Origin of the sequence: Trinickia dinghuensis, assembly GCF_003367175.1 — a bacterium.
In the GTDB taxonomy this organism is placed as follows: Bacteria; Pseudomonadota; Gammaproteobacteria; order Burkholderiales; family Burkholderiaceae; genus Trinickia; species Trinickia dinghuensis.
This window is the reverse complement of sequence record NZ_QRGA01000015.1, coordinates 146390-165835: the sequence shown is the minus strand read 5'-3', so window position 1 is coordinate 165835 and position 19446 is coordinate 146390. Positions and strand designations below refer to the sequence as shown.

The window sequence follows — 19446 nt, the reverse complement described above, 5'->3', positions numbered from 1 at the left end:
TCACATGTTCAACAAGATTCTGATTGCGAACCGCGGCGAGATCGCTTGCCGCGTGGCGGCGACGTGCAAGCGGCTCGGGATCGCAAGCGTCGCGGTGTACTCCGATGCCGACGCGAACGCCAAGCATGTCGCGGCTTGCGACGAAGCCGTGCATATCGGCGGCGCGGCCGCGAGCGAGAGCTATCTGCGCATCGAGCGCATCATCGACGCCGCCGTGCGCACCGGCGCGCAAGCCGTCCATCCCGGCTACGGTTTTCTGTCGGAGAACGAAGATTTTGCGCAGGCCTGCGAGGCGGCGGGGCTCGTATTCATCGGCCCGCCGGTGTCGGCCATCGCCGCGATGGGATCGAAGGCCGCGGCCAAGGCGCTCATGCACGCGGCGGCGGTGCCGCTCGTGCCGGGATATCACGGCGACGATCAAGACCCCGAGCTATTGCAGCGCGAAGCCGACGAGATCGGTTATCCCGTGTTGCTGAAGGCGAGCGCGGGCGGCGGCGGCAAAGGCATGCGCGTCGTGGAAAAGAGCGCGGACTTCGCCCAAGCGCTGGCGTCCTGCAAACGCGAAGCGGCAAGCAGCTTCGGCAACGATCGCGTGCTGATCGAAAAATATCTGACGCGCCCGCGTCACGTCGAAGTGCAAGTGTTCGCCGATCAGCACGGCGGCGCCGTCTATCTGTTCGATCGCGATTGCTCGGTGCAGCGCCGCCATCAGAAAGTGCTCGAAGAGGCGCCGGCGCCGGGCCTGTCGGACGACGTGCGCCGCGCGATGGGCGAGGCCGCGGTTGCGGCCGCGCGCGCGGTTTCCTACGTCGGCGCGGGCACGGTCGAATTCATCATGACCGAAAGCGCGTTCTACTTCATGGAGATGAACACGCGGCTGCAGGTCGAGCACCCGGTCACCGAGATGATCACGGGGCAAGACCTCGTGGAATGGCAACTGCGCGTGGCCTCGGGCGAGCCGTTGCCGTTGCGGCAGGACGAGTTGCGGATCGATGGCCATGCGATCGAAGCGCGCGTCTATGCCGAGAATCCCGCTCGCGGCTTCTTGCCGTCGACGGGCACGCTCAAGTATCTGCGCATGCCCGAGGGCGTCGAGTTTTCGATCGGCATGCCGAAGCGCGCGCCGGTGCGTATCGACAGCGGCGTACGCGAAGGCGATACGATCACCCCGTTTTACGATCCGATGATCGCGAAGCTGATCGTGCACGGCGCCACGCGCGAGGAAGCCCTTGCGCGGATGAGCCGGGCGTTGCAAGGCTGCGAGGCCGTGGGCCCGCAAACCAACGTGGCGTTCTTGCGGCGCATCGTCGAAAGCCAACCGTTCGCGACGGCCGATTTGGACACGGGCCTCATCGAACGCCACCATGACGCGTTGTTCGCTCCCGCCGACAAGCCTTTCAAGGAAGCGCTGGCGCTCGCGTGCGGCGCGCTGCTGACGCGCGAAGGCGGCGTCGCGCATGGCGGGTCGCCGTGGGACGCGCTGTCGCATTGGCGGCTGAACGGCAGCTATCGGCAAACGATCGAATGGCGCGATCCGGACGACGAGCGCGCGTTCAAAGCCGTTTATGCGCGCGAGGGCGATTCGCGCACGCTCGAGCACGACGGTGCGGTCGATGCATTCGACTGGTGGCGCGGCAGCGAACCGCATACGTTCGGCGCGCGTATCGGGGAAGCGCGTGTGACGGGGCGCGTGTTCGTCGACGGCGATCTGTTCCACATCTTCTGCCAAGGGTCGGCACTGACGTTCGAATGGCAGAATTTGCTGGCGCACGCGGCCGATGCCGAGCATGGCGAAGGGCGGCTGACGGCGCCGATGCCGGGCAAGGTCATCGCCGTTCTCGTGGAGCCGGGCGCGGTGGTGGAGAAGGGCGCGCCGCTGATCGTCATGGAAGCGATGAAGATGGAGCATACGATCGGCGCGCCGACGGCCGGCAAGGTGGCCGAAGTGCTGTATGGCGTGGGCGATCAAGTCGCCGATGGCGCGCAGTTGCTCGTCATGGAAGCGCAGTAAGGCGTCGCTTTGCTTCTTGGCGTGGCCTATGCTGGAAGCGTCTGCATCCTGTCTCCGACAAGGAGTGCATCATGCCTCGATGCGATGGCTTCGTCGGTGCCGTTGGCGGCACGCCGCTCATTCGGCTCGCTCGCCTGAGCGATGAAACCGGCTGCGAGATCTTCGGCAAAGCCGAGTTCATGAACCCGGGCGGTTCGGTCAAGGATCGGGCCGCGCTCTACATCATTCGCGATGCCGAGCGCCGCGGCGCGCTCAGGCCCGGCGGTACCGTCGTGGAGGGCACGGCGGGCAACACGGGCATCGGTCTCGCGCATATCTGCGCGGCACGCGGCTATCGCTGCGTGATCGTGATTCCCGAAACGCAATCGCAGGAAAAGATGGACCTGCTGCGCGTGCTCGGCGCCGAGGTTCGGCCTGTGCCGGCCAAACCTTACAAGGACCCCGACAATTATCAGAAGATCGCGGGCAGACTTGCCGAGCAGACCGAGAACGCCATCTGGGCGAACCAGTTCGACAACGTCGTCAATCGCCAGGCGCATTACGAAACGACCGGCCCCGAGATTTGGCGCGATACCGACGGCAAAGTCGATGCGTTCGTTTGCGCGACGGGCACGGGCGGGACGCTCGCCGGTGTTTCGCGCTATCTGAAAGAACGGAACGAAGCGATCAAGATCGTCCTGGCCGATCCGCACGGCAGCGGGTTGTACAACTTCGTCAAGACGGGCGAAATCAAGGCCGAGGGCAACTCGATCACCGAGGGCATCGGCTCGAGTCGCGTCACGGCCAACCTCGAGGGGACGGCGATCGACGATGCCGTTCGTATCGACGATCAAACCTGCGTGACAATGGTTTATCGGCTGTTGCGCGAAGAGGGATTGTATGTGGGCGGTTCGACGGGGATCAATGTCGGGGCCGCCGCGCAGCTAGCCCGCGAGATGGGGCCGGGGCATACGATCGTGACGTTGCTCTGCGATCGCGGCAGCTTGTATTTCGCGAGACTGTTCAATCGAGCGTGGCTGGCCGAGAAGGGGCTTTCGACCAGTTAGGCAAGACCGGCGCAATCCCAACGCATGCTTGGGCTCGATTGCGATATCCGGTAGCGATGTCCGGTAGCGATTAGCTAGCCACTCGCCACCCGCCACCGGCCACCCGCTATTGCAGCGTGCCCCAGCGTTCGACGGCCGGCTCCGCCGATGCCCACTTCCATGCCGCACCTTGCTGGCAGGCACTCGCGGTGAACCAGTCGACCTTCGCATGCGGTTTGTCACCATCGACGACCGAGAACGCGAATTCCTTGCAGTTCGCGAGCGCCGTATCGAAGGTGCGGGTCACGCGCACTTCGCCGTGGCCGTTCTCGATCGGCAGCTTGTGCTTGACCCGCCACGGCTGCGACGCGCCGACGGGCATGCCGCCGACCAGCGCCGCAATCGCATCTTGCTGATCCTGATGCATGGACTTCATGTATCGGTTCACGGCTTCGTCGGTTGCGGCCTGAACGGCGATGCCGACGCCGATTCCAACCGCCGGATTCGCGGTGACGGCACCGGTCGCCACCCCGGCGACGGCGCCGCTTGCCGCGCCGATCGACGCGCAGCCGCTCAGCGCGGCGCCCGCACCCGCGCAGACGAGCGCGGCCAGTATCAGGCGCGCGTTCATTGCAGGGCACCCCAGCGTTCGGTTGCCGGTTCCGCCGAGGCCCATTTCCACGCGGTGCCGTCGCGGCAGACCGAGGCGACGTAGAAGGCGCTCGAGGCGGCCTTTTTCTTCGTCGCGTCCTGATCGACGGAGAAGACGATTTCCTTACAGTCGAGCGGGCCGGTGCTGATCGTGCGGCTCACGGTGACGCGACCGTGCTCGTTGTCCTCGATCGGCACGGTGTGCTTGATCGACCACGGCGCGACCGCGCCGACCGCGAGCGGTCCCGCGGCATTGGCGATCGCATCCTGGGTATGCGTATGGACGACCCGTTCCGTATATTGCACGCCGGCTTTCGCGGCCGCGACGGCGCCGAGACCGATACCGGTCGCAACCGCTGCGTTGCGCGTGACCTTGGACGCCACTGCCGCACCGGCGATGCCGGCGCCCGCCGAGGCGCTTTCGGTGTAAAGCGAACTGCAGGCGTTTAGATTGACGATGGCCGCCGCGGCGAACGCGGCGAGCCCAAACCGGTGCATTGTGAATTGCATGTTCCTTGCCTCGTGGCTTCGCTTTTTGCTCTTGCGTTTAGCATGAAGCGCGCCGCCGCTCGGGCGATTTCGCCAACCCGGGCTTCGCTGAGCAGCGCGCGCATTGCGGCGGCATTTTGCAGCACGGGATTCGATAATGGCAGAGGAAAATTGCAAAAAATTGCAAACGTGGTACGAATGGGCGTTACCAATCGCACTAGTGGGAGCCACCGGGGGCAGTCGACGGTGTGGGCTAGGCTTGGCGGCTACCGTGCTGGTACCCGGCGTACCGCTGGTGTCGGTGGTCGCAGCTGCGCTGGGCCTTATCGGTGGTGCCCCGCTCCGCTTACTCCACCGGCGCCGCTGCCCCGCACTGATGATCGAGCAGCGTCTCCGCGGAACCCGTTCCACCGTCGGTATCGAGGCTGCTATTGACGACTAGCCAGCCCGAATCCGTGGCTGACGCCCCCGCTCCCGTCACGAAGATCGTCTGCTGCGCCATGACGTCCGGGCTCGTATGCGGCCCTGCGACGATGTCGAACGGATTGAAATCGAACGACGGCCCGGGTATCCGCATAATGCGATAGCGCGCTCCATCGATCGTGTCCCACGTCCACACGTGCGGCGGATCGTTTCGATGCCGGGCCAGCGCCGAGGTGGTCGAGGCCCGCATGCAGTCGATATGGATATGCAATTGTTCTTGCGAACGGCGCATGGCCGAGTTGATCTCGAGCCCGATCTGATCGTCAGTTAGCGTTGCGCGCCGCGCTTTCTTCAAACTGTCTTCGACATAGCGGCGCGCATCCCACGCATCGGCCCAATAATTCGGGGCATCCGGCGCCAGCAGAGCCGGGCTTTCGACGCCCGAGATACGATCCGTCGGAATTAAAAGATGCTGAGCGGTGCCCTGCCGATCGCGCAGCAGCGCATAGCGTCCGGGCAAATCCACCGTCGCGCAGATCCCCGTCTTGCCCGTCGTGCGCGCGGCCGGCACGCAATCGAGATTGACGATCTGCCAAAGCGCATTGGGATCGGCCGAGGCGAGTGCGGTGCATCCTGCCGCGACGATCGCCGTGCAGGCTGCGAGAATGAACGAACGCCGGGGCCGTCGACGGATCATCGACATCGATTGGATGAGCTTGGCAAGCATGTCGCGTATCGGCAAATGGCAAATGGCAAATGGCAATTAGCTAGACGCGGCATTCTGTCATGAAACGAAAACGGACGACGCAAAGCTGAGCCGCTTCGCCGCCGTCCGCATCCCGCCGCCATCGACGGCAGGACTTCACCTTCTTCCGAAGCTAAATCGAAATCGGGATCTCTAAATCCGACTCAAAACACCTTCGTGATCGTCGCGAAGAACGTCGTTTTCGTCGGATTCGACACGGCGATGTTGCCTGACGAGTCGGGCGCTCCGGTCGTGTAGTGATCGTAGACGTTGGTGGCGCCCCAAGCCTTCGTTACCGCGCCAGTGAGCGTCCAGCCGCCGTCGAACGTCTTTGAAACCGCCAATTTCCCGTCTTGCCAGTTGTAAGCCGAGAAGTTTTGCACGCGTTCCCAGCCGTAGTGCAGCAGCAGCGAGAAGCCGTGGGTGAGGTCGATGTTCGTGTTCAGGTCGAGATAGCCCGAACCCCGGCTGTTCTTGCCGCTGCCGATGCCGAGCGACTGGCTGTCGTAGCCGAAATAATTCGGCGTGTAAGTCAGCCAATACTTGGCCGTGAACCACTTGTACGTCAAGGCCGTGACGAACTCGCCGTAGTTATAGCTCGTCTGGCTCGCTGACATGCGCGCGCCCGGATACACGTAGTAATAGAGCGTGCCCGTGTACGACAGATCGCCGAGCGAGCCGCCATAGCCTCCGTACAGATCCCATTCGACCGTGCCGCCTTCGATGAACTTGCTGCTCACGCTCGACAGCCACGTCCCGGCGAACAGCCCGCTCGGATGCGCGTAGTCGATGCCGCCCTGAATAGCCGGTTTGCCCCAGGTTTGCCTGAAGCCGCGAGAGACATATTGCGAGGCGAGCGTCACGTTAGCGGTAAAGGGGGAAGCGGCCGGTGCCGGTGCCGGCGCCGCCGCGGGCTGCGAGCTCGCCGTCGACGTAGCAGGGGGATCCGCGGGCGCCGCCGCCGCCGTGGCGGCCGGTGCGCTTGCACCCGCACCGCTCGCGTCGGCGGTTTGCGCCAGCGCATTGGACGCGTGCAGCGATCCGATCAAAAGCGCCGCGCCGCTGAAAGCGGCGGACGATAGGCGTGACAGGGTCTTGCGGTGACTCATTGTGCGCTCCGTCGTCGTTGTTGTAATCGATCTTGGCCTGCTCGCCAGCCCGGATTTTTTGATTGGGTACGGATCCGGTTGGGCTGAGTATTGCCAGCCGATATGCGCGGTGCGCACGCATTTTTGGACGCGAATCTGTCGTTACGCGACATGCTGCTCGAATGCACGGATTGCAATCGAGACGCGGAGCCTTATGCTACGGGCCTCGGCGGGAAGAATGCCCCGATAGCCGAAACCGTCCGTGTCGCATTTACGCAAGCGTGCGTCGGAATTCGTCGGCTGCCCCGCGCTTTTTCTGGCAACTATGTAGGCAGACTGTGCAGGCTCAAACCCTGCCGCAAGGAGACGGAAGAGATGAGTTCACCCAAAGTGGTGGTGCAGGGTTTGTGCAAGGTGTTCGGCACCAACCCCAAGCAGGCGCTCGACATGCTTGCCGCAGGCTCGACCAAGGACGAGATATTCGCCCGCACAGGCCAGATCGTCGGCGTGCACGACGTGTCGTTCGACGTCCAGGAAGGCGAGATATTCGTCCTCATGGGGCTCTCCGGTTCCGGCAAGTCGACGTTGATTCGGCTGATCAATCGGCTCGTCGATCCGACGGCGGGCAAGGTGCTCATCGGCGGGCGCGACGTCGTCAGCGCGCGGCGCGGCGAGCTGACCGCGTTGCGCCGCAAGGACATGAGCATGGTGTTCCAGTCGTTCGCGCTCATGCCGCAGCGCACGGTGCTCTCGAACGCCGCATTCGGCCTCGAAGTGGCCGGCGTGGCGCGCAAGGAGCGTGAAGCACGGGCGATGACGGTGCTCGAGCAGGTCGGGCTGGCGCCGTTCGCGCAAAAGCTGCCCGCCGAGCTGTCGGGCGGCATGCAGCAGCGCGTCGGCCTGGCGCGCGCGCTGACCGTGAACCCGTCGCTGATGATCATGGACGAAGCGTTCTCCGCGCTCGATCCGCTCAAGCGCAAAGAGATGCAAAACGTGCTGCTGCAACTGCAAAAGGAACAGCGCCGCACGATCATGTTCGTCTCGCACGATCTCGAAGAGGCGCTGCGGATCGGCAACCGCATTGCGATCATGGAAGGCGGCCGCCTCGTGCAGCTCGGCACGCCGCACGAAATCATCAGCCGCCCCTCGAACGACTACGTGCGCGCCTTCTTCGAAGGCGTCGACACGAGCCGCTATCTGACGGCCGGCGATCTGATGCAGACCGACGCCGTTCCGCTCGTGCGTCAGCTCGATGCAGCCGGCGTGGCGGAGTCGCTGAACGGCAGCGCCGATTATGCATTCGTGCTCGATGCCGAGCGCAAGATCCGCGGTTTCGTGACCCGCGACGCGCTCGGCAGCGGCTCGCCCAGCGTCGCGCAGGTGGAGTGCATTTCGCGCAGCGCGCCGCTCGAGCAAGTCGTCTCGCGTGTCGTGGCGCATACGCGCGCGCTGCCCGTCGTCGACGACGACGGCTGCTATTGCGGCTCCGTCGATCGTGCCGTCGTTCTCAAAGCCATCACCCGTACGCGAGGCTCCCATGTCTGAACTCATTCCGCTCGGCACTTGGGTCGATCAATCCGTTCACTACCTGCTCGATCACGACAGCAGCACGTTCGACACGATCGGGCGCGGGATCGATACGCTCGCGGGGCTCGTCGAGCACGGTCTGCAAGCCGTGCCGATGTGGGCGCTGATGGCGTTCTTCATCGGCATCGGCTTATGGCGCATCGGCTGGCGCTTCGCGCTGTTCACGACGCTGTCGCTGCTGCTGATCTATGCAACCGGCTTCTGGGATCAAACGGTCATCACGCTCGGGCTGACGCTGTCGTCGACGCTGATCAGTCTCGTGTTCGGCATTCCGCTCGGCATTTGGACGGCCAAGAACAAGCACGTGGCGCTCGTCGTGCGGCCGATCCTCGATTTGATGCAGACGATGCCCGCCTTCGTCTATCTGATTCCGGCCGCCATGCTGTTCGGTCTCGGCCGCGTGCCGGGGATCTTGTCGACCGTGATCTTCGCGATGCCGCCCGCCGTGCGCCTGACGAGCCTAGGCATTCGCCACGTCAACCGCGAGATCGTCGAAGCCGGGCAGGCGTTCGGCTGCACGCCGTGGCAACTGCTCTACAAGGTGCAGATCCCGAATGCGCTGCCCTCGATCATGCAGGGCGTGAACCAGACGATCATGATGGCGCTGTCGATGGTGATCATCGCCTCGATGGTCGGCGCGGGCGGCCTCGGCAATGACGTGCTGGCCAGCATTCAACGGCTCGACATCGGATTGGGTTTCGAAAGCGGCTTGTCCGTGGTGCTGCTCGCGATCATTCTCGACCGCATCACCGAGAGCTTCGGCCGCGTGCCGGGAACGGCACCCGCGCCGCGCTTCAAAGGCTTGCGCAGCGTGATGAGGCTGCGCGCCGCGCAGCAACCGGCGACGCAAAGCTGATGGGCGGGAGGCACGCGTGACGCCGGCCACCGTGATGCAGCCCGAACCCGCGCAGTCGACGATGCCCTTGCATTTCGGGTTTCTGACGCTGCCGAACTTCTCGATGATCGCGTTCACGAGCGCCGTCGAGGTGCTCAGGATGACGAACTACGTCAGCCGGGCCACGCACTACCGCTGGTCGGTCGTATCCGCCGACGGCGTGCCGGTGCGGGCCAGCAACGGCGTGATCGTCACCCCGACCAGAACGCTCGAGGAAGTCGGTATCCCCGACGTGCTGATCGTCTGCGGCGGCACGCAGATTCGCACGGCCGTCGACTCGCGCGTGAAGACGCTGCTGGCGGACATCGGCGCGCGCGGTGTGCCGCTCGGTGCGATCTGCACGGGCGCCTACGCGCTCATGAGCGCGGGCTTGCTCGACGACTATCGCTGCACGGTGCATTGGGAGGACATGTCCTCGCTTCACACTGAGTTCCCGCGCGTGAAGTTCCGGGACGAACTGTTCGTGATCGACCGCGACCGCTTGACCTGCACCGGCGGGACGGCACCGCTCGATTTGATGCTGCATCTCGTGGGCGAGCGGCTAGGCCGCAACCTCGCGGCGCAGGTGTCGGCTCAATTCATTCTCGAACGCATCCGCAGCGCCAACGATCATCAGCCGATTCCCGTCGATGCCCGCATCGGATTTTCTCGCGCGGAGCTCATCGAAGTCGTGCGGCTCATGGAAGCCAACATCGAGGAACCGCTTTCGCTCGAAGAACTCGCGCGGCTGGTGCGGCTGTCGCAACGGCATCTGCAGCGAATGTTCAAGGTGTATCTCGAGGTCTCGCCCACGCATTACTACCTTTCGCTGCGGCTGCGCCGCGCGCGCGACCTGCTGCGCACGACCGACGCATCGATCGCCAGCGTGACGACGGTGTGCGGCTTCCAGTCTCCGTGTCACTTCAGCAAAGCCTATCGGGCCCAGTTCGGCTACGCGCCGAGCCGGGAGCGCCGGCAAGCAAATTGATTCGAATCTCGCAGTAGGCGTTTGGCAGTCCCCGCAATACCTCGATGTCGATGTCCTCGAAAACCGGCAAACAGCCGAAATAATCGTACGAACGGAGGAGCAATCTAATGAATCATCGCTTGATGAAAGCCGGCTGGGCCCTGGCGGCCGCGGCCCTCGTGACGACCAGCGCATATGCCTCGGACGCAGCCGTGTGCCGCAACGTCCGCTTTGCGGATGTCGGCTGGACCGACATCGCCGCCACGACGGGTCTCGCCTCGGCCGTTTTCGAGGGGCTCGGCTATAACCCGACGAAGACGATCGCCTCGGTGCCGATCACGTTCGCGGGCATCAGGAGCAAGCAGATCGACGTCTTCCTCGGCTATTGGTCGCCGACGATGGATCCGATGATCGAGCCGTTCGTCAAAGCGAAGCAAATCGAAGTGCTCGGCACGCCTAACCTGACCGGCGCGAAGTACACGCTGGCCGTGCCGGACTACGTCTACAACGGCGGGCTCAAGTCGTTCGCCGACATTCAGAAGTATGCCGATAAGCTCGGCGGCCGGATCTACGGCATCGAGCCGGGCAACGACGGCAATGCGCTGATTCAGAAGATGATCACGGGCAATCAATTCGGCCTGGGCAAGTTCAAGCTCGTCGAGTCGAGCGAAGCCGGCATGCTCGTCCAGGTCAACAGGGCCATTCGCGAGAAGCAATGGATCGTGTTCCTCGGCTGGGAGCCGCATCCGATGAACGTGCAGATGAAGATCGACTATCTGAACGGTGGCGACTCGGTGTTCGGGCCGAACTACGGCGAAGCCAAGGTCTTCACGGCGACGCCGCCTGATTACGCCGCGCGCTGCCCGAACGCGGCGAAGCTCGTGTCCAACCTGCATTTCACGACGGACATGGAAAACCATGTGATGGTGCCGATCGTGGACAAGGAAGACCCGAACAAGGCGGCGACGGACTGGCTGAAAAAGAACCCGCAGGTGCTGGACAAGTGGCTGGCCGGCGTGACGACTTTCGACGGCAAGGATGGGCTGACGGCGGTGAAGTCGTACATCGCGTCGCATTGACGCCTCTGACGTCAACGACGTCAACGACATCATTGACGTCGTCGATATCGGCGTCGGCTGCGATTACGACATCGCGCCCGACGCCGTGAAATATTCTTCGTACTCCTTATCGACGGGTTCCTCCCCCGTGCGTTGTTCCCGATACGCGACGGGCGGCATGCCGTACTGTTTGCGGAATTCCCGTCCCAAATGCGACGCATCGGAAAAACCGCAGCTCGACGCGATGTCGGCGACGGTGCGGTCGGAACTTGTCAGCAGCCAGGCGGCCGTGCGCAGCCGCACATGCTTGGCGAACGTCTGCGGCGTCTTGCCGGTCTGCGCCTTGAACAGCCGCTCGAGTTGACGCGGCGATAGATCGAGCTTGCACGCCAGCTCTTCGAGCGGCAATGCACGCCCGACATGCTGCTCCATCAGCAGGATCGCGCGTTTGATCTTGGGATGCGTGGCGGGCTCGAGTCCCGGCGGATGGGGCTGCGGCGCATTGCCTTTCTGCATCTCCCCGACGAGCAAAATCCGCAGCGCCTTTTGCACCGTGGCATGGTCGAAGTGGCGCAGCAAGATGGCCGCGGCGACGTCGATCGACGCGCGCCCGCCCGAACAGGTGATGCGCCGACGGTCGATGACGAATAGGCGGTCGGCCACGAGCATGTCGGCATTCGCGGCCGGGAAGCGCTCGATGAAATCCCAGTAGTGAAACCAGCTTACGCAGACGCGATGGCCGTCGAGCACGCCGGCTCGCATCATCGAGAACACGCCCGTGCAAATCCCGACGACCGTCGTGTTGCCGGCGGCGGCGCGGCGGATGAAGGCCTGCGTTTCGTCGTCCGTTTGCGGCCCCGAATGCAGCAACCCGCCCACGACGACGACATAGTCGAACGGCTCGGCATCGTCGAACGTCTCCCACGGCGTGATTTGGATCCCGCAGCTCGCCCGCACGGGCGCGAGCGTCTTGCCGACGACGCTCCAGGCGCAGCGTACGGGCTTGCTGAAGTCGCTGTCGTCGGCGGAGAGCCGCAGCATGTCGACGAAGCCGGAAAACGCCGTCAGCGTGAAGTTGGGCAGCAGCACGATCCCGAAGCGGATGCGCTCTCGGGAGGCGGGGGAAGCGAGCGGTGACGGATCGACGGCGTTCATGCGAGCAAGGAATAGGAGGCACAGCGGGGGCGCGGCGGCACGGCGCTTGGGGCGGGTTCGACGCCGCCACCCCGTGTTTGTGTTTTTCCGCCGCCGATCGTCCTTGAAACGCACGCAGGGGCACGTCCCACGGGCCTTTGGCGGCGGCATCCCACAGCGATGCCGTTTTTGTTCTATCGGCGGATTTTACGCTTTGGTGTACTTGCGTCCATAGCGAATTTCACCTTCGAACCCAGCGAGGAAGCCTTATGAACGTCAGCGTCTTCGATCTGTTCAAGATCGGCATCGGCCCTTCGAGCTCCCATACGGTCGGGCCGATGATCGCCGCCTGCCGCTTCGTTTCACACGTCGAGGATGCCAACCTGCTGGCTTTTGTGCGCCGCGTCAAAGTCGAACTGTACGGTTCGCTCGGCGCGACCGGCAAGGGCCACGGTACCGACAAAGCCGTTTTGCTCGGCCTCGAGGGCAATCTGCCCGACTCGATCGATCCGGACCTCATCGAGCCGCGCCTGGCCGCGATTCGGGCGGGCAAGGCGCTGCAGCTGATGGGCCGTGCCGAGATCCGCTTCGAGGAGAAAGAGGACATCTCGTTCTACCGCCGTCTCATGAGCGGCACGAGCGTCGTCCATCCGAACGGCATGCGCTTTCAAGCGTTCGACGAGAACGGACAACTGCTCGTCGAGAAAGAGTATTACTCCGTCGGCGGCGGCTTCGTCGTCAACCGTGACGGTGATCGCGTCAACGGCGTGCGCGCCGGCGCCGAGGTGCCGCATCCGTTCCGCACGGGTGCCGACCTGCTGCGCGCGTGCAGCGACAGCGGCTTGTCGATCGCCCAGGTCGCGTTCGAAAACGAATGCGCCTCGCGCTCGCCGGCCGAGGTGCGGGAAGGGCTGCTGGCGATCTGGCGCACGATGGCGAACTGCGTGGAGCGCGGCTGCCGCACGGAAGGCGAATTGCCCGGCCCGATGCGCGTGAAGCGCCGCGCGGCCGAGCTGTCGAAGAACCTGCGTGCCCGCTCGGAGGAATCGCTGCGCGATCCGCTGTCGATGCTCGACTGGGTCAACCTCTACGCGATGGCCGTGAACGAGGAGAACGCCGCGGGCGGGCGCGTCGTGACGGCACCGACGAACGGTGCGGCCGGTGTGATTCCCGCGGTGCTTCACTACTACGTGAAATTCGTGCCGGGCGCGAACGAGAACGGCATCGTCGATTTCCTGCTGACTGCCGCCGCGATCGGCATCATCTACAAAGAGACCGCTTCGATCTCGGGCGCCGAAGTGGGCTGCCAGGGCGAAGTGGGCGTCGCCTGCTCGATGGCCGCCGCGGCGCTTGCAGCCGTCATGGGCGGCAACGCGCGGCAAGTCGAGAACGCCGCCGAGATCGGCATGGAGCATAACCTCGGCATGACGTGCGACCCCGTCGGCGGGCTCGTGCAGATTCCGTGCATCGAGCGCAACGCGATGGGCGCGATCAAAGCGCTGAACGCTTCGCGGATGGCGCTCAAAGGCGACGGTCAACACTACGTCTCGCTCGATTCCGTCATCAAGACGATGCGTGAGACGGGCGCGGACATGAAGACCAAATACAAGGAGACGTCCCGCGGCGGGTTGGCCGTGAACGTCATTGAGTGCTAATCGACCATTCGGGACCACACCGCTATGAGCCGCTTTTCGATATTCAGTCTGGTGCGCAACGGGTTGTCGTACCACGAGAACTGGGAGCGCCAGTGGCGCAGCCCCGAACCTAAACGCGAGTACGACGTCGTGATCGTGGGCGGAGGCGGGCACGGCCTTGCCACGGCCTACTACTTGGCCAAGGAGCACGGCGTGCGCAACATCGCCGTGCTCGAAAAAGGATGGATCGGCGGCGGCAATACCGCGCGCAATACGACGATCATCCGCTCGAACTATCTGTGGGACGAATCGGCGGCCCTCTACGAAAAAGCGATGAAGCTTTGGGAAGGGCTCTCGCAGGACGTCAACTACAACGTCATGTTCAGCCAGCGCGGCGTGATGAACTTGGCCCATACGCTGCAGGACGTGCGCGACACGATGCGGCGCGTGAACGCGAACCGTCTGAACGGCGTCGACGCCGAATTCCTGACGCCCGAGCAGATCAAGGAAATCGAGCCGACGATCAATCTGAACGCGCGTTATCCGGTGCTCGGCGCGTCGTTCCAGCGCCGCGGCGGCGTGGCCCGTCACGATGCGGTGGCCTGGGGCTTCGCGCGTGGCGCCGATGCGCACGGCGTCGACATCATCCAGAACTGCCAAGTGACCGGCATCCGCCGTAACGGCGGCGCCGTCGTCGGCGTGGAGACCACGAAGGGATTCATCAAGGCGAAGAAGGTCGCGGTCGTTGCGGCCGGCAATACCACGACGCTGGCGGACATGGCCGGCGTGCGTCTGCCGATCGAGAGCCATCCGCTTCAGGCGCTGGTATCGGAGCCGATCAAGCCCGTCGTCAATACCGTCGTGATGTCGAATGCGGTGCACGCGTACATCAGCCAATCCGATAAGGGCGACCTCGTCATCGGCGCCGGTATCGACCAATACACGGGCTTCGGCCAGCGCGGCAGCTTCCACGTCATCGAGGGCACGCTCGACGCCATCGTCGAAATGTTCCCCGTGTTCTCGCGCGTGCGGATGAATCGCCAGTGGGGCGGCATCGTCGACGTATCGCCCGATGCTTGCCCGATTATCAGCAAGACCGACGTGAAGGGCTTGTACTTCAATTGCGGGTGGGGCACGGGTGGCTTCAAGGCGACGCCGGGGTCGGGCTGGGCGTTCGCGCATACGATCGCCAACGACGCACCGCATCCGCTGAACGCGCCTTTCTCGCTGGACCGCTTCTATACCGGCCATCTTATCGACGAGCACGGCGCCGCTGCCGTGGCGCACTAACGCTTCCGCACTAGCGACAAGGAGACTGAAATGCTGTTGATCGAATGCCCTTGGTGCGGGCCGCGCGCCGAAAGCGAATTTTCATGTGGCGGGGAGGCCGACATCGCCCGTCCGCTGGAACCTGAGAAATTGAGCGATCGCGAGTGGGGCGATTACCTGTTCATGCGTAGGAACCCGCGTGGCGTTCACCGCGAGCAGTGGCTGCACACGCAGGGATGCCGCCGCTGGTTCATGGCGACGCGCGATACCAACACATACGCGTTCCAAGGCTACGAGACGTTCGGGGGTGCCGGTGCATCCGCTCCCGTATCCGATGCGGCCGCTGGCAAGAATACGCAAGGGGGCAAGTAACATGAGCAATCAAAAAGACCGCCTGGGCTCGGGCGGGCGGATCAATCGTGCGATTCCGCTCACGTTCACCTTCAACGGGCGCACGTATCAGGGTTATCAAGGCGATACGCTGGCTTCGGCACTGCTCGCCAACGGCGTGCGTTTCGTCGCGCGCAGCTGGAAGTATCACCGGCCCCGCGGCGTCGTGACGGCCGGTGTCGAAGAACCGAATGCGATCGTTCAGCTCGAAAGCGGGGCGTACAGCGTGCCGAATGCGCGCGCGACCGAAATCGAACTGTATCAGGGCCTCGTGGCGCGCAGCGTCAATGCCGAGCCTTCGCTCGAGAAGGATCGGCTCGCGATCAATCAAAAGATCGCCCGCTTCATTCCGGCCGGCTTCTACTACAAGACCTTCATGTGGCCGCGCAAATGGTGGCCGAAGTACGAAGAGAAGATTCGCGAGGCGGCGGGCCTCGGCAAAGCGCCCGATACGCGTGATGCCGATCGTTACGACAAGTGCTTCGCGCACTGCGACGTGCTCGTCGTCGGCGGCGGTCCCGCCGGCCTGGCCGCGGCGCATGCGGCAGGCAGCGCGGGCGCACGCGTGATTCTCGTCGACGATCAGCGCGAACTGGGCGGTTCGCTGCTCTCGTGCCGCGCGCAGATCGACGGCAAGCCCGCGATGCAATGGGTCGAAAACATCGAGCATGCGTTGTCGCGGATGCCCGAGGTTCAGATCCTGTCGCGCAGCACCGCGTTCGGCTATCAAGATCACAATCTGGTGACGGTCGTGCAGCGCTTGACCGACCATCAGCCCGTGTCGATGCGCAAGGGTACGCGCGAACTCGTCTGGAAGGTCCGCGCCAAGCGCGTGATCCTGGCGACGGGCGCGCATGAGCGGCCGCTCGTGTTCGGCAACAACGATCTGCCCGGCATCATGCTCGCGTCGGCGGTGTCGACGTACATCCAGCGTTACGGCGTGCTGCCCGGGAAAGAGGCAGTCGTCTTCACGAACAACGACGACGGCTATCAAAGCGCGCTCGATCTGAAAGCCGCTGGCGCGAAGGTCACCGTGGTCGATCCGCGCCCGCAGAGCGACGGTTCGCTGCCCGCGGCTGCGCGCCGTCATGGCGTCGTCGTGATGGCCGGCGCGGTGATCAACGAGGCGCGCGGCAAGCTGAACGTTTCGTCGGTCGAAGTGGCGTCGTACTCCAAGGGCGCGGTGGGCGGGCATGTCGCCACGCTGCCGTGCGATCTCGTGGCGATGTCCGGCGGATGGAGCCCCGTGCTGCATCTGTTCGCTCAATCGGGCGGCAAGGCGCACTGGCACGACGAGAAGGCATGCTTCGTCCCGGGCAAGGGGATGCAGGCCGAAGTCAGCGTAGGCGCCGCGGCAGGCGAGTTCAGCTTGGCGCGCGGGCTGCGCTTCGCGCTTGACGCTGGTGTCGAGGCGGCTCATGCGCTCGGATTCAAATCGGCATCGCGGCCCGTTTCGCCGCAAGTGGCGGAGATCAAGGAAACACCGCTGATGCCGTTGTGGCTCGTGGGAACGCAAGCTCGCGCCGCTCGCGGCCCGAAGCAGTTCGTCGATTTCCAGAACGACGTATCGGCGGCGGACATCTTGCTGGCCGCGCGCGAAGGCTTCGAGTCGGTCGAACACGTCAAGCGCTATACGGCGATGGGTTTCGGCACGGATCAGGGCAAGCTCGGCAACATCAACGGCATGGCGATCCTGGCGCAAGCGCTCGGCAAGACCATTCCCGAAACCGGCACGACGACGTTCCGCCCGAACTACACGCCTGTGACGTTCGGCGCGATTGCCGGACGTGAGATCGGCGATTTCATCGATCCGATCCGCAAGACTTGCCTTCACGAATGGCATGTCGAGCACGGCGCGCTGTTCGAGGACGTCGGCAACTGGAAGCGCCCCTGGTACTTCCCGAAGGGCGGCGAGGATCTGCATGCGGCCGTCGCGCGCGAATGTCTGGCCGTGCGCACGAGCGTCGGCATCATGGACGCCTCGACGCTCGGCAAGATCGACGTGCAAGGCCCCGATGCGGCCAAACTGCTGAACTGGGTCTATACGAACCCGTGGTCGAAGCTCGAAGTGGGCAAGTGCCGCTACGGCCTCATGCTCGACGAGAACGGCATGGTGTTCGACGATGGCGTCACGGTGCGCCTCGGCGAGCAGCACTATCTGATGTCGACGACGTCGGGCGGCGCGGCACGCGTGCTGACGTGGCTCGAACGCTGGGTGCAGACGGAATGGCCCGACATGAAGGTGCGCATGACGTCGGTGACCGACCACTTCGCGACGTTCGCGGTGGTCGGCCCCAATAGCCGCAAGGTTCTGCGCAAGGTCTGCCGCGACATCGACTTTTCGAACGAGGCATTCCCGTTCATGTCGTTCCGGGAAGGCACGGTGGCCGACGTTCCCGCGCGCATCATGCGGATCAGCTTCTCGGGCGAGCTCGCCTATGAAGTGAACGTGCCGGCCAACGCGGGCCGCGGCGTCTGGGAAGCCTTGATGGCAGCCGGCGAGGAATTCGACATCACGCCGTACGGTACCGAAACGATGCACGTGCTGCGTGCGGAGAAGGGTTACATCATCGTCGGCCAGGATACGGACGGTTCGATGACGCCGTTCGATCTCGGCATGGGCGGGCTCGTGGCGAAGACGAAGGATTGCCTCGGCAAGCGTTCGCTGACACGCTCGGATACGGCGAAGGAAGGACGCAAGCAATTGGTGGGGCTGCTGACCGACGATCCGGCGTATGTGTTGCCCGAGGGCAGCCAGATTTTGCCGAACGGTGTCAGAGGGCCGGCGGCGAATCAAGTTGCCGACACGCCCGTACCGATGCTCGGTCACGTGACGTCGAGCTACTACAGCCCGATCTTGAAGCGCTCGATCGCAATGGCGGTGGTCAAGGGCGGTCTTGGCAAGATGGGTGAGAAGGTATCGGTGGATCTGAACGGCAAATCGATGGCGGCGACGATCACGAGCCCCGTCTTCTACGATGTCGAAGGAGTGCGTCAGCATGTGGAATGAGAATAGAAGCAGTGCGGCCGTGGCCGGCGCGGGCGCGCGCCTCGAATCGCCGATGATCGGCGCGCAAGCGTTGCTCGACGCGAGCCAGGCGCAGCAATCGAAGGCGTTCCGGCTGCGTGAGCGGCCGTTCCTCGAACTCGTCAACGTGCGAGGCGAGGCGAACGACGGCGCGTTCATCGCCGCGGTGGAGAGCGTGCTCGGTGCCCGCTTGCCGACGAAGCCGAACACGATCGTGCAGGGCAACGGCTACGACGCGCTGTGGCTCGGCCCCGACGAGTGGCTCGTGCGATCGAGCGAAGCGCGTACCCCGGAACTCGAAGGGAAACTGCGCACGGCATTGGGTGCGTTGTTCGCCTCGGTCGTCGACGTGGGCAGCGGCTACACCGTGCTCGAAGTGAGCGGGGAGCGCGTGCGGGACGTGATCTCGCGCGGATGCCCGCTCGATCTGCATCCGAAGGTCTTCGGGCAGGGACAGTGCGCGCAGAGCCATTACTTCAAGGCTCCGGTCGTGCTGATTCCGACGGGCGACAATAGCTTCGATCTGATCGTGCGCCGCAGCTTCGGCGATTACTTCCTGCGCATCCTCACCGACGCGGCCGCGCCGATCGTATCGTGAAGCCCGCCGAGCCGTTCGCCGTCCGCGATGCGTTGCTGCACGAAGCGGTTGTCGCGCGTCGCGGGCGCGGCTGGCATGTATTCGTCGACGAGCTGATCGCCCACACGCGGGTGGGCATCCATGCTCACGAGTACGGCGCGCCGCAGCCCGTTATCGTCGATGCGCGCCTCGGATACCGGTGCGTGCCGACGGAATCGGCCGACGGATGGATCGATTACGAGCGCTATTGCCAGCAAGTGACGACGTTTCTCGCCGAGAAGCCGCATACGCGGCTGCTCGAAACGTTGGCCGTGGAGCTTGCCGCGTTGTCGTTCACGCAATGGCCGGCGTTGGAAACGCTGACGCTTTCGTTGCACAAGCCGAAGATTCGAGAAGGCACGCGCCGCATCGGGCTCGAACTCGATTGGGCGCGTGCCGACTACGAGGCTTGGCGTGCGGCTCAGGAAGCGGTGGCGGCGCGTGCGACGTGCTGATG

At 64.3% G+C, this 19446-nt stretch carries 16 protein-coding genes and 1 pseudogene; 12 read left to right on the top strand and 5 right to left on the bottom strand.

Annotation, left to right across the window (positions count from 1 at the left end; translation table 11 throughout):
• The first annotated feature begins 4 nt into the window (after nucleotides 1-4).
• Entirely contained in the window at nucleotides 5-2011 is a 2007-nt protein-coding gene (locus DWV00_RS24595; RefSeq protein ID WP_115536217.1) for an acetyl-CoA carboxylase biotin carboxylase subunit, read from the top strand.
• A 71-nt stretch (nucleotides 2012-2082) separates the two neighbouring features.
• Complete coding sequence (locus DWV00_RS24590) at nucleotides 2083-3057, top strand: cysteine synthase A (RefSeq protein WP_115536216.1); 975 nt, start codon at nucleotides 2083-2085, stop codon at nucleotides 3055-3057.
• A gap of 106 nt (nucleotides 3058-3163) precedes the next feature.
• Here DWV00_RS24590 and DWV00_RS24585 read toward each other — a convergent pair whose 3' ends face one another.
• From DWV00_RS24585 to DWV00_RS24570, 4 genes are all read right to left on the bottom strand, one after another.
• Nucleotides 3164-3667: a hypothetical protein gene (locus DWV00_RS24585; RefSeq protein WP_245965015.1), complete on the bottom strand. Its 504-nt coding sequence runs from the start codon at nucleotides 3665-3667 to the stop codon at nucleotides 3164-3166.
• A complete protein-coding gene (locus DWV00_RS24580) occupies nucleotides 3664-4197 on the bottom strand; it encodes a hypothetical protein (RefSeq protein WP_115536214.1) in 534 nt (177 codons plus the stop codon). The genes DWV00_RS24585 and DWV00_RS24580 overlap by 4 nt, the downstream gene beginning before the upstream one ends.
• A gap of 325 nt (nucleotides 4198-4522) precedes the next feature.
• Nucleotides 4523-5326: a CDP-diacylglycerol diphosphatase gene (locus DWV00_RS24575; protein ID WP_245965014.1), complete on the bottom strand. Its 804-nt coding sequence runs from the start codon at nucleotides 5324-5326 to the stop codon at nucleotides 4523-4525.
• Nucleotides 5327-5508: 182 nt separating this feature from the next.
• Nucleotides 5509-6453: a TorF family putative porin gene (locus DWV00_RS24570; protein ID WP_115536213.1), complete on the bottom strand. Its 945-nt coding sequence runs from the start codon at nucleotides 6451-6453 to the stop codon at nucleotides 5509-5511.
• A 236-nt stretch (nucleotides 6454-6689) separates the two neighbouring features.
• On the opposite strand from DWV00_RS24570, the pseudogene DWV00_RS24565 reads away from it, so the two are divergent.
• From DWV00_RS24565 to DWV00_RS24550, 4 genes and pseudogenes are all read left to right on the top strand, one after another.
• Nucleotides 6690-7977, top strand: a pseudogene (locus DWV00_RS24565) (quaternary amine ABC transporter ATP-binding protein); the annotation flags it as partial.
• On the top strand, nucleotides 7970-8875 hold the full coding sequence (choW, locus tag DWV00_RS24560; RefSeq protein ID WP_115536212.1) for a choline ABC transporter permease subunit: 906 nt from the start codon (nucleotides 7970-7972) through the stop codon (nucleotides 8873-8875). The pseudogene DWV00_RS24565 and the gene choW, both read left to right, overlap by 8 nt.
• Nucleotides 8876-8909: 34 nt before the next feature.
• Nucleotides 8910-9881: a GlxA family transcriptional regulator gene (locus DWV00_RS24555; protein ID WP_115536305.1), complete on the top strand. Its 972-nt coding sequence runs from the start codon at nucleotides 8910-8912 to the stop codon at nucleotides 9879-9881.
• Nucleotides 9882-10003: 122 nt separating this feature from the next.
• Entirely contained in the window at nucleotides 10004-10939 is a 936-nt protein-coding gene (locus DWV00_RS24550; RefSeq protein ID WP_245965023.1) for a choline ABC transporter substrate-binding protein, read from the top strand.
• Between the two features lie 63 nt (nucleotides 10940-11002).
• Here DWV00_RS24550 and DWV00_RS24545 read toward each other — a convergent pair whose 3' ends face one another.
• A complete protein-coding gene (locus DWV00_RS24545; protein ID WP_115536210.1) occupies nucleotides 11003-12073 on the bottom strand; it encodes a GlxA family transcriptional regulator in 1071 nt (356 codons plus the stop codon).
• Between the two features lie 248 nt (nucleotides 12074-12321).
• Between DWV00_RS24545 and DWV00_RS24540 the strand changes: the two genes are divergently transcribed.
• The 6 genes from DWV00_RS24540 to DWV00_RS24515 are packed head-to-tail and all read left to right on the top strand — an operon-like array spanning nucleotide 12322 to nucleotide 19444.
• Complete coding sequence (locus DWV00_RS24540; protein WP_115536209.1) at nucleotides 12322-13707, top strand: L-serine ammonia-lyase; 1386 nt, start codon at nucleotides 12322-12324, stop codon at nucleotides 13705-13707.
• Nucleotides 13708-13731: 24 nt separating this feature from the next.
• Nucleotides 13732-14976, top strand: a complete 1245-nt coding sequence (locus tag DWV00_RS24535; protein WP_115536208.1) for a sarcosine oxidase subunit beta family protein — start codon at nucleotides 13732-13734, stop codon at nucleotides 14974-14976.
• 30 nt (nucleotides 14977-15006) lie between these two features.
• Complete coding sequence (locus tag DWV00_RS24530) at nucleotides 15007-15327, top strand: sarcosine oxidase subunit delta (RefSeq protein ID WP_181885573.1); 321 nt, start codon at nucleotides 15007-15009, stop codon at nucleotides 15325-15327.
• A 1-nt stretch (nucleotide 15328) separates the two neighbouring features.
• A complete protein-coding gene (locus DWV00_RS24525) occupies nucleotides 15329-18355 on the top strand; it encodes a sarcosine oxidase subunit alpha family protein (RefSeq protein WP_115536207.1) in 3027 nt (1008 codons plus the stop codon).
• A complete protein-coding gene (locus DWV00_RS24520; protein ID WP_115536304.1) occupies nucleotides 18345-18971 on the top strand; it encodes a sarcosine oxidase subunit gamma in 627 nt (208 codons plus the stop codon). The genes DWV00_RS24525 and DWV00_RS24520 overlap by 11 nt, the downstream gene beginning before the upstream one ends.
• The gene (locus tag DWV00_RS24515) at nucleotides 18968-19444 is read left to right on the top strand and encodes a dihydroneopterin aldolase (protein ID WP_425452822.1); all 477 of its coding nucleotides are present in this window, start codon (nucleotides 18968-18970) and stop codon (nucleotides 19442-19444) included. Before DWV00_RS24520 ends, DWV00_RS24515 begins: the two co-directional genes overlap by 4 nt.
• Nucleotides 19445-19446 lie beyond the last annotated feature (2 nt).

Excerpts from the sequence above, each read along its gene's own strand:
- choW (WP_115536212.1), top strand. The coding sequence starts at position 7,970 with ATGTCTGAACTCATTCCGCTCGGCACTTGGGTCGATCAATCCGTTCAC.
- DWV00_RS24595 (WP_115536217.1), top strand. The coding sequence starts at position 5 with ATGTTCAACAAGATTCTGATTGCGAACCGCGGCGAGATCGCTTGCCGC.
- DWV00_RS24550 (WP_245965023.1), top strand. The coding sequence starts at position 10,004 with ATGAAAGCCGGCTGGGCCCTGGCGGCCGCGGCCCTCGTGACGACCAGC.
- DWV00_RS24575 (WP_245965014.1), bottom strand. The coding sequence starts at position 5,326 with ATGCTTGCCAAGCTCATCCAATCGATGTCGATGATCCGTCGACGGCCC.
- DWV00_RS24520 (WP_115536304.1), top strand. The coding sequence starts at position 18,345 with ATGTGGAATGAGAATAGAAGCAGTGCGGCCGTGGCCGGCGCGGGCGCG.
- DWV00_RS24585 (WP_245965015.1), bottom strand. The coding sequence starts at position 3,667 with ATGAACGCGCGCCTGATACTGGCCGCGCTCGTCTGCGCGGGTGCGGGC.
- DWV00_RS24540 (WP_115536209.1), top strand. The coding sequence starts at position 12,322 with ATGAACGTCAGCGTCTTCGATCTGTTCAAGATCGGCATCGGCCCTTCG.
- DWV00_RS24525 (WP_115536207.1), top strand. The coding sequence starts at position 15,329 with ATGAGCAATCAAAAAGACCGCCTGGGCTCGGGCGGGCGGATCAATCGT.
- DWV00_RS24580 (WP_115536214.1), bottom strand. The coding sequence starts at position 4,197 with ATGCAATTCACAATGCACCGGTTTGGGCTCGCCGCGTTCGCCGCGGCG.
- DWV00_RS24555 (WP_115536305.1), top strand. The coding sequence starts at position 8,910 with ATGCAGCCCGAACCCGCGCAGTCGACGATGCCCTTGCATTTCGGGTTT.
- DWV00_RS24530 (WP_181885573.1), top strand. The coding sequence starts at position 15,007 with ATGCTGTTGATCGAATGCCCTTGGTGCGGGCCGCGCGCCGAAAGCGAA.
- DWV00_RS24545 (WP_115536210.1), bottom strand. The coding sequence starts at position 12,073 with ATGAACGCCGTCGATCCGTCACCGCTCGCTTCCCCCGCCTCCCGAGAG.
- DWV00_RS24590 (WP_115536216.1), top strand. The coding sequence starts at position 2,083 with ATGCCTCGATGCGATGGCTTCGTCGGTGCCGTTGGCGGCACGCCGCTC.
- DWV00_RS24535 (WP_115536208.1), top strand. The coding sequence starts at position 13,732 with ATGAGCCGCTTTTCGATATTCAGTCTGGTGCGCAACGGGTTGTCGTAC.
- DWV00_RS24570 (WP_115536213.1), bottom strand. The coding sequence starts at position 6,453 with ATGAGTCACCGCAAGACCCTGTCACGCCTATCGTCCGCCGCTTTCAGC.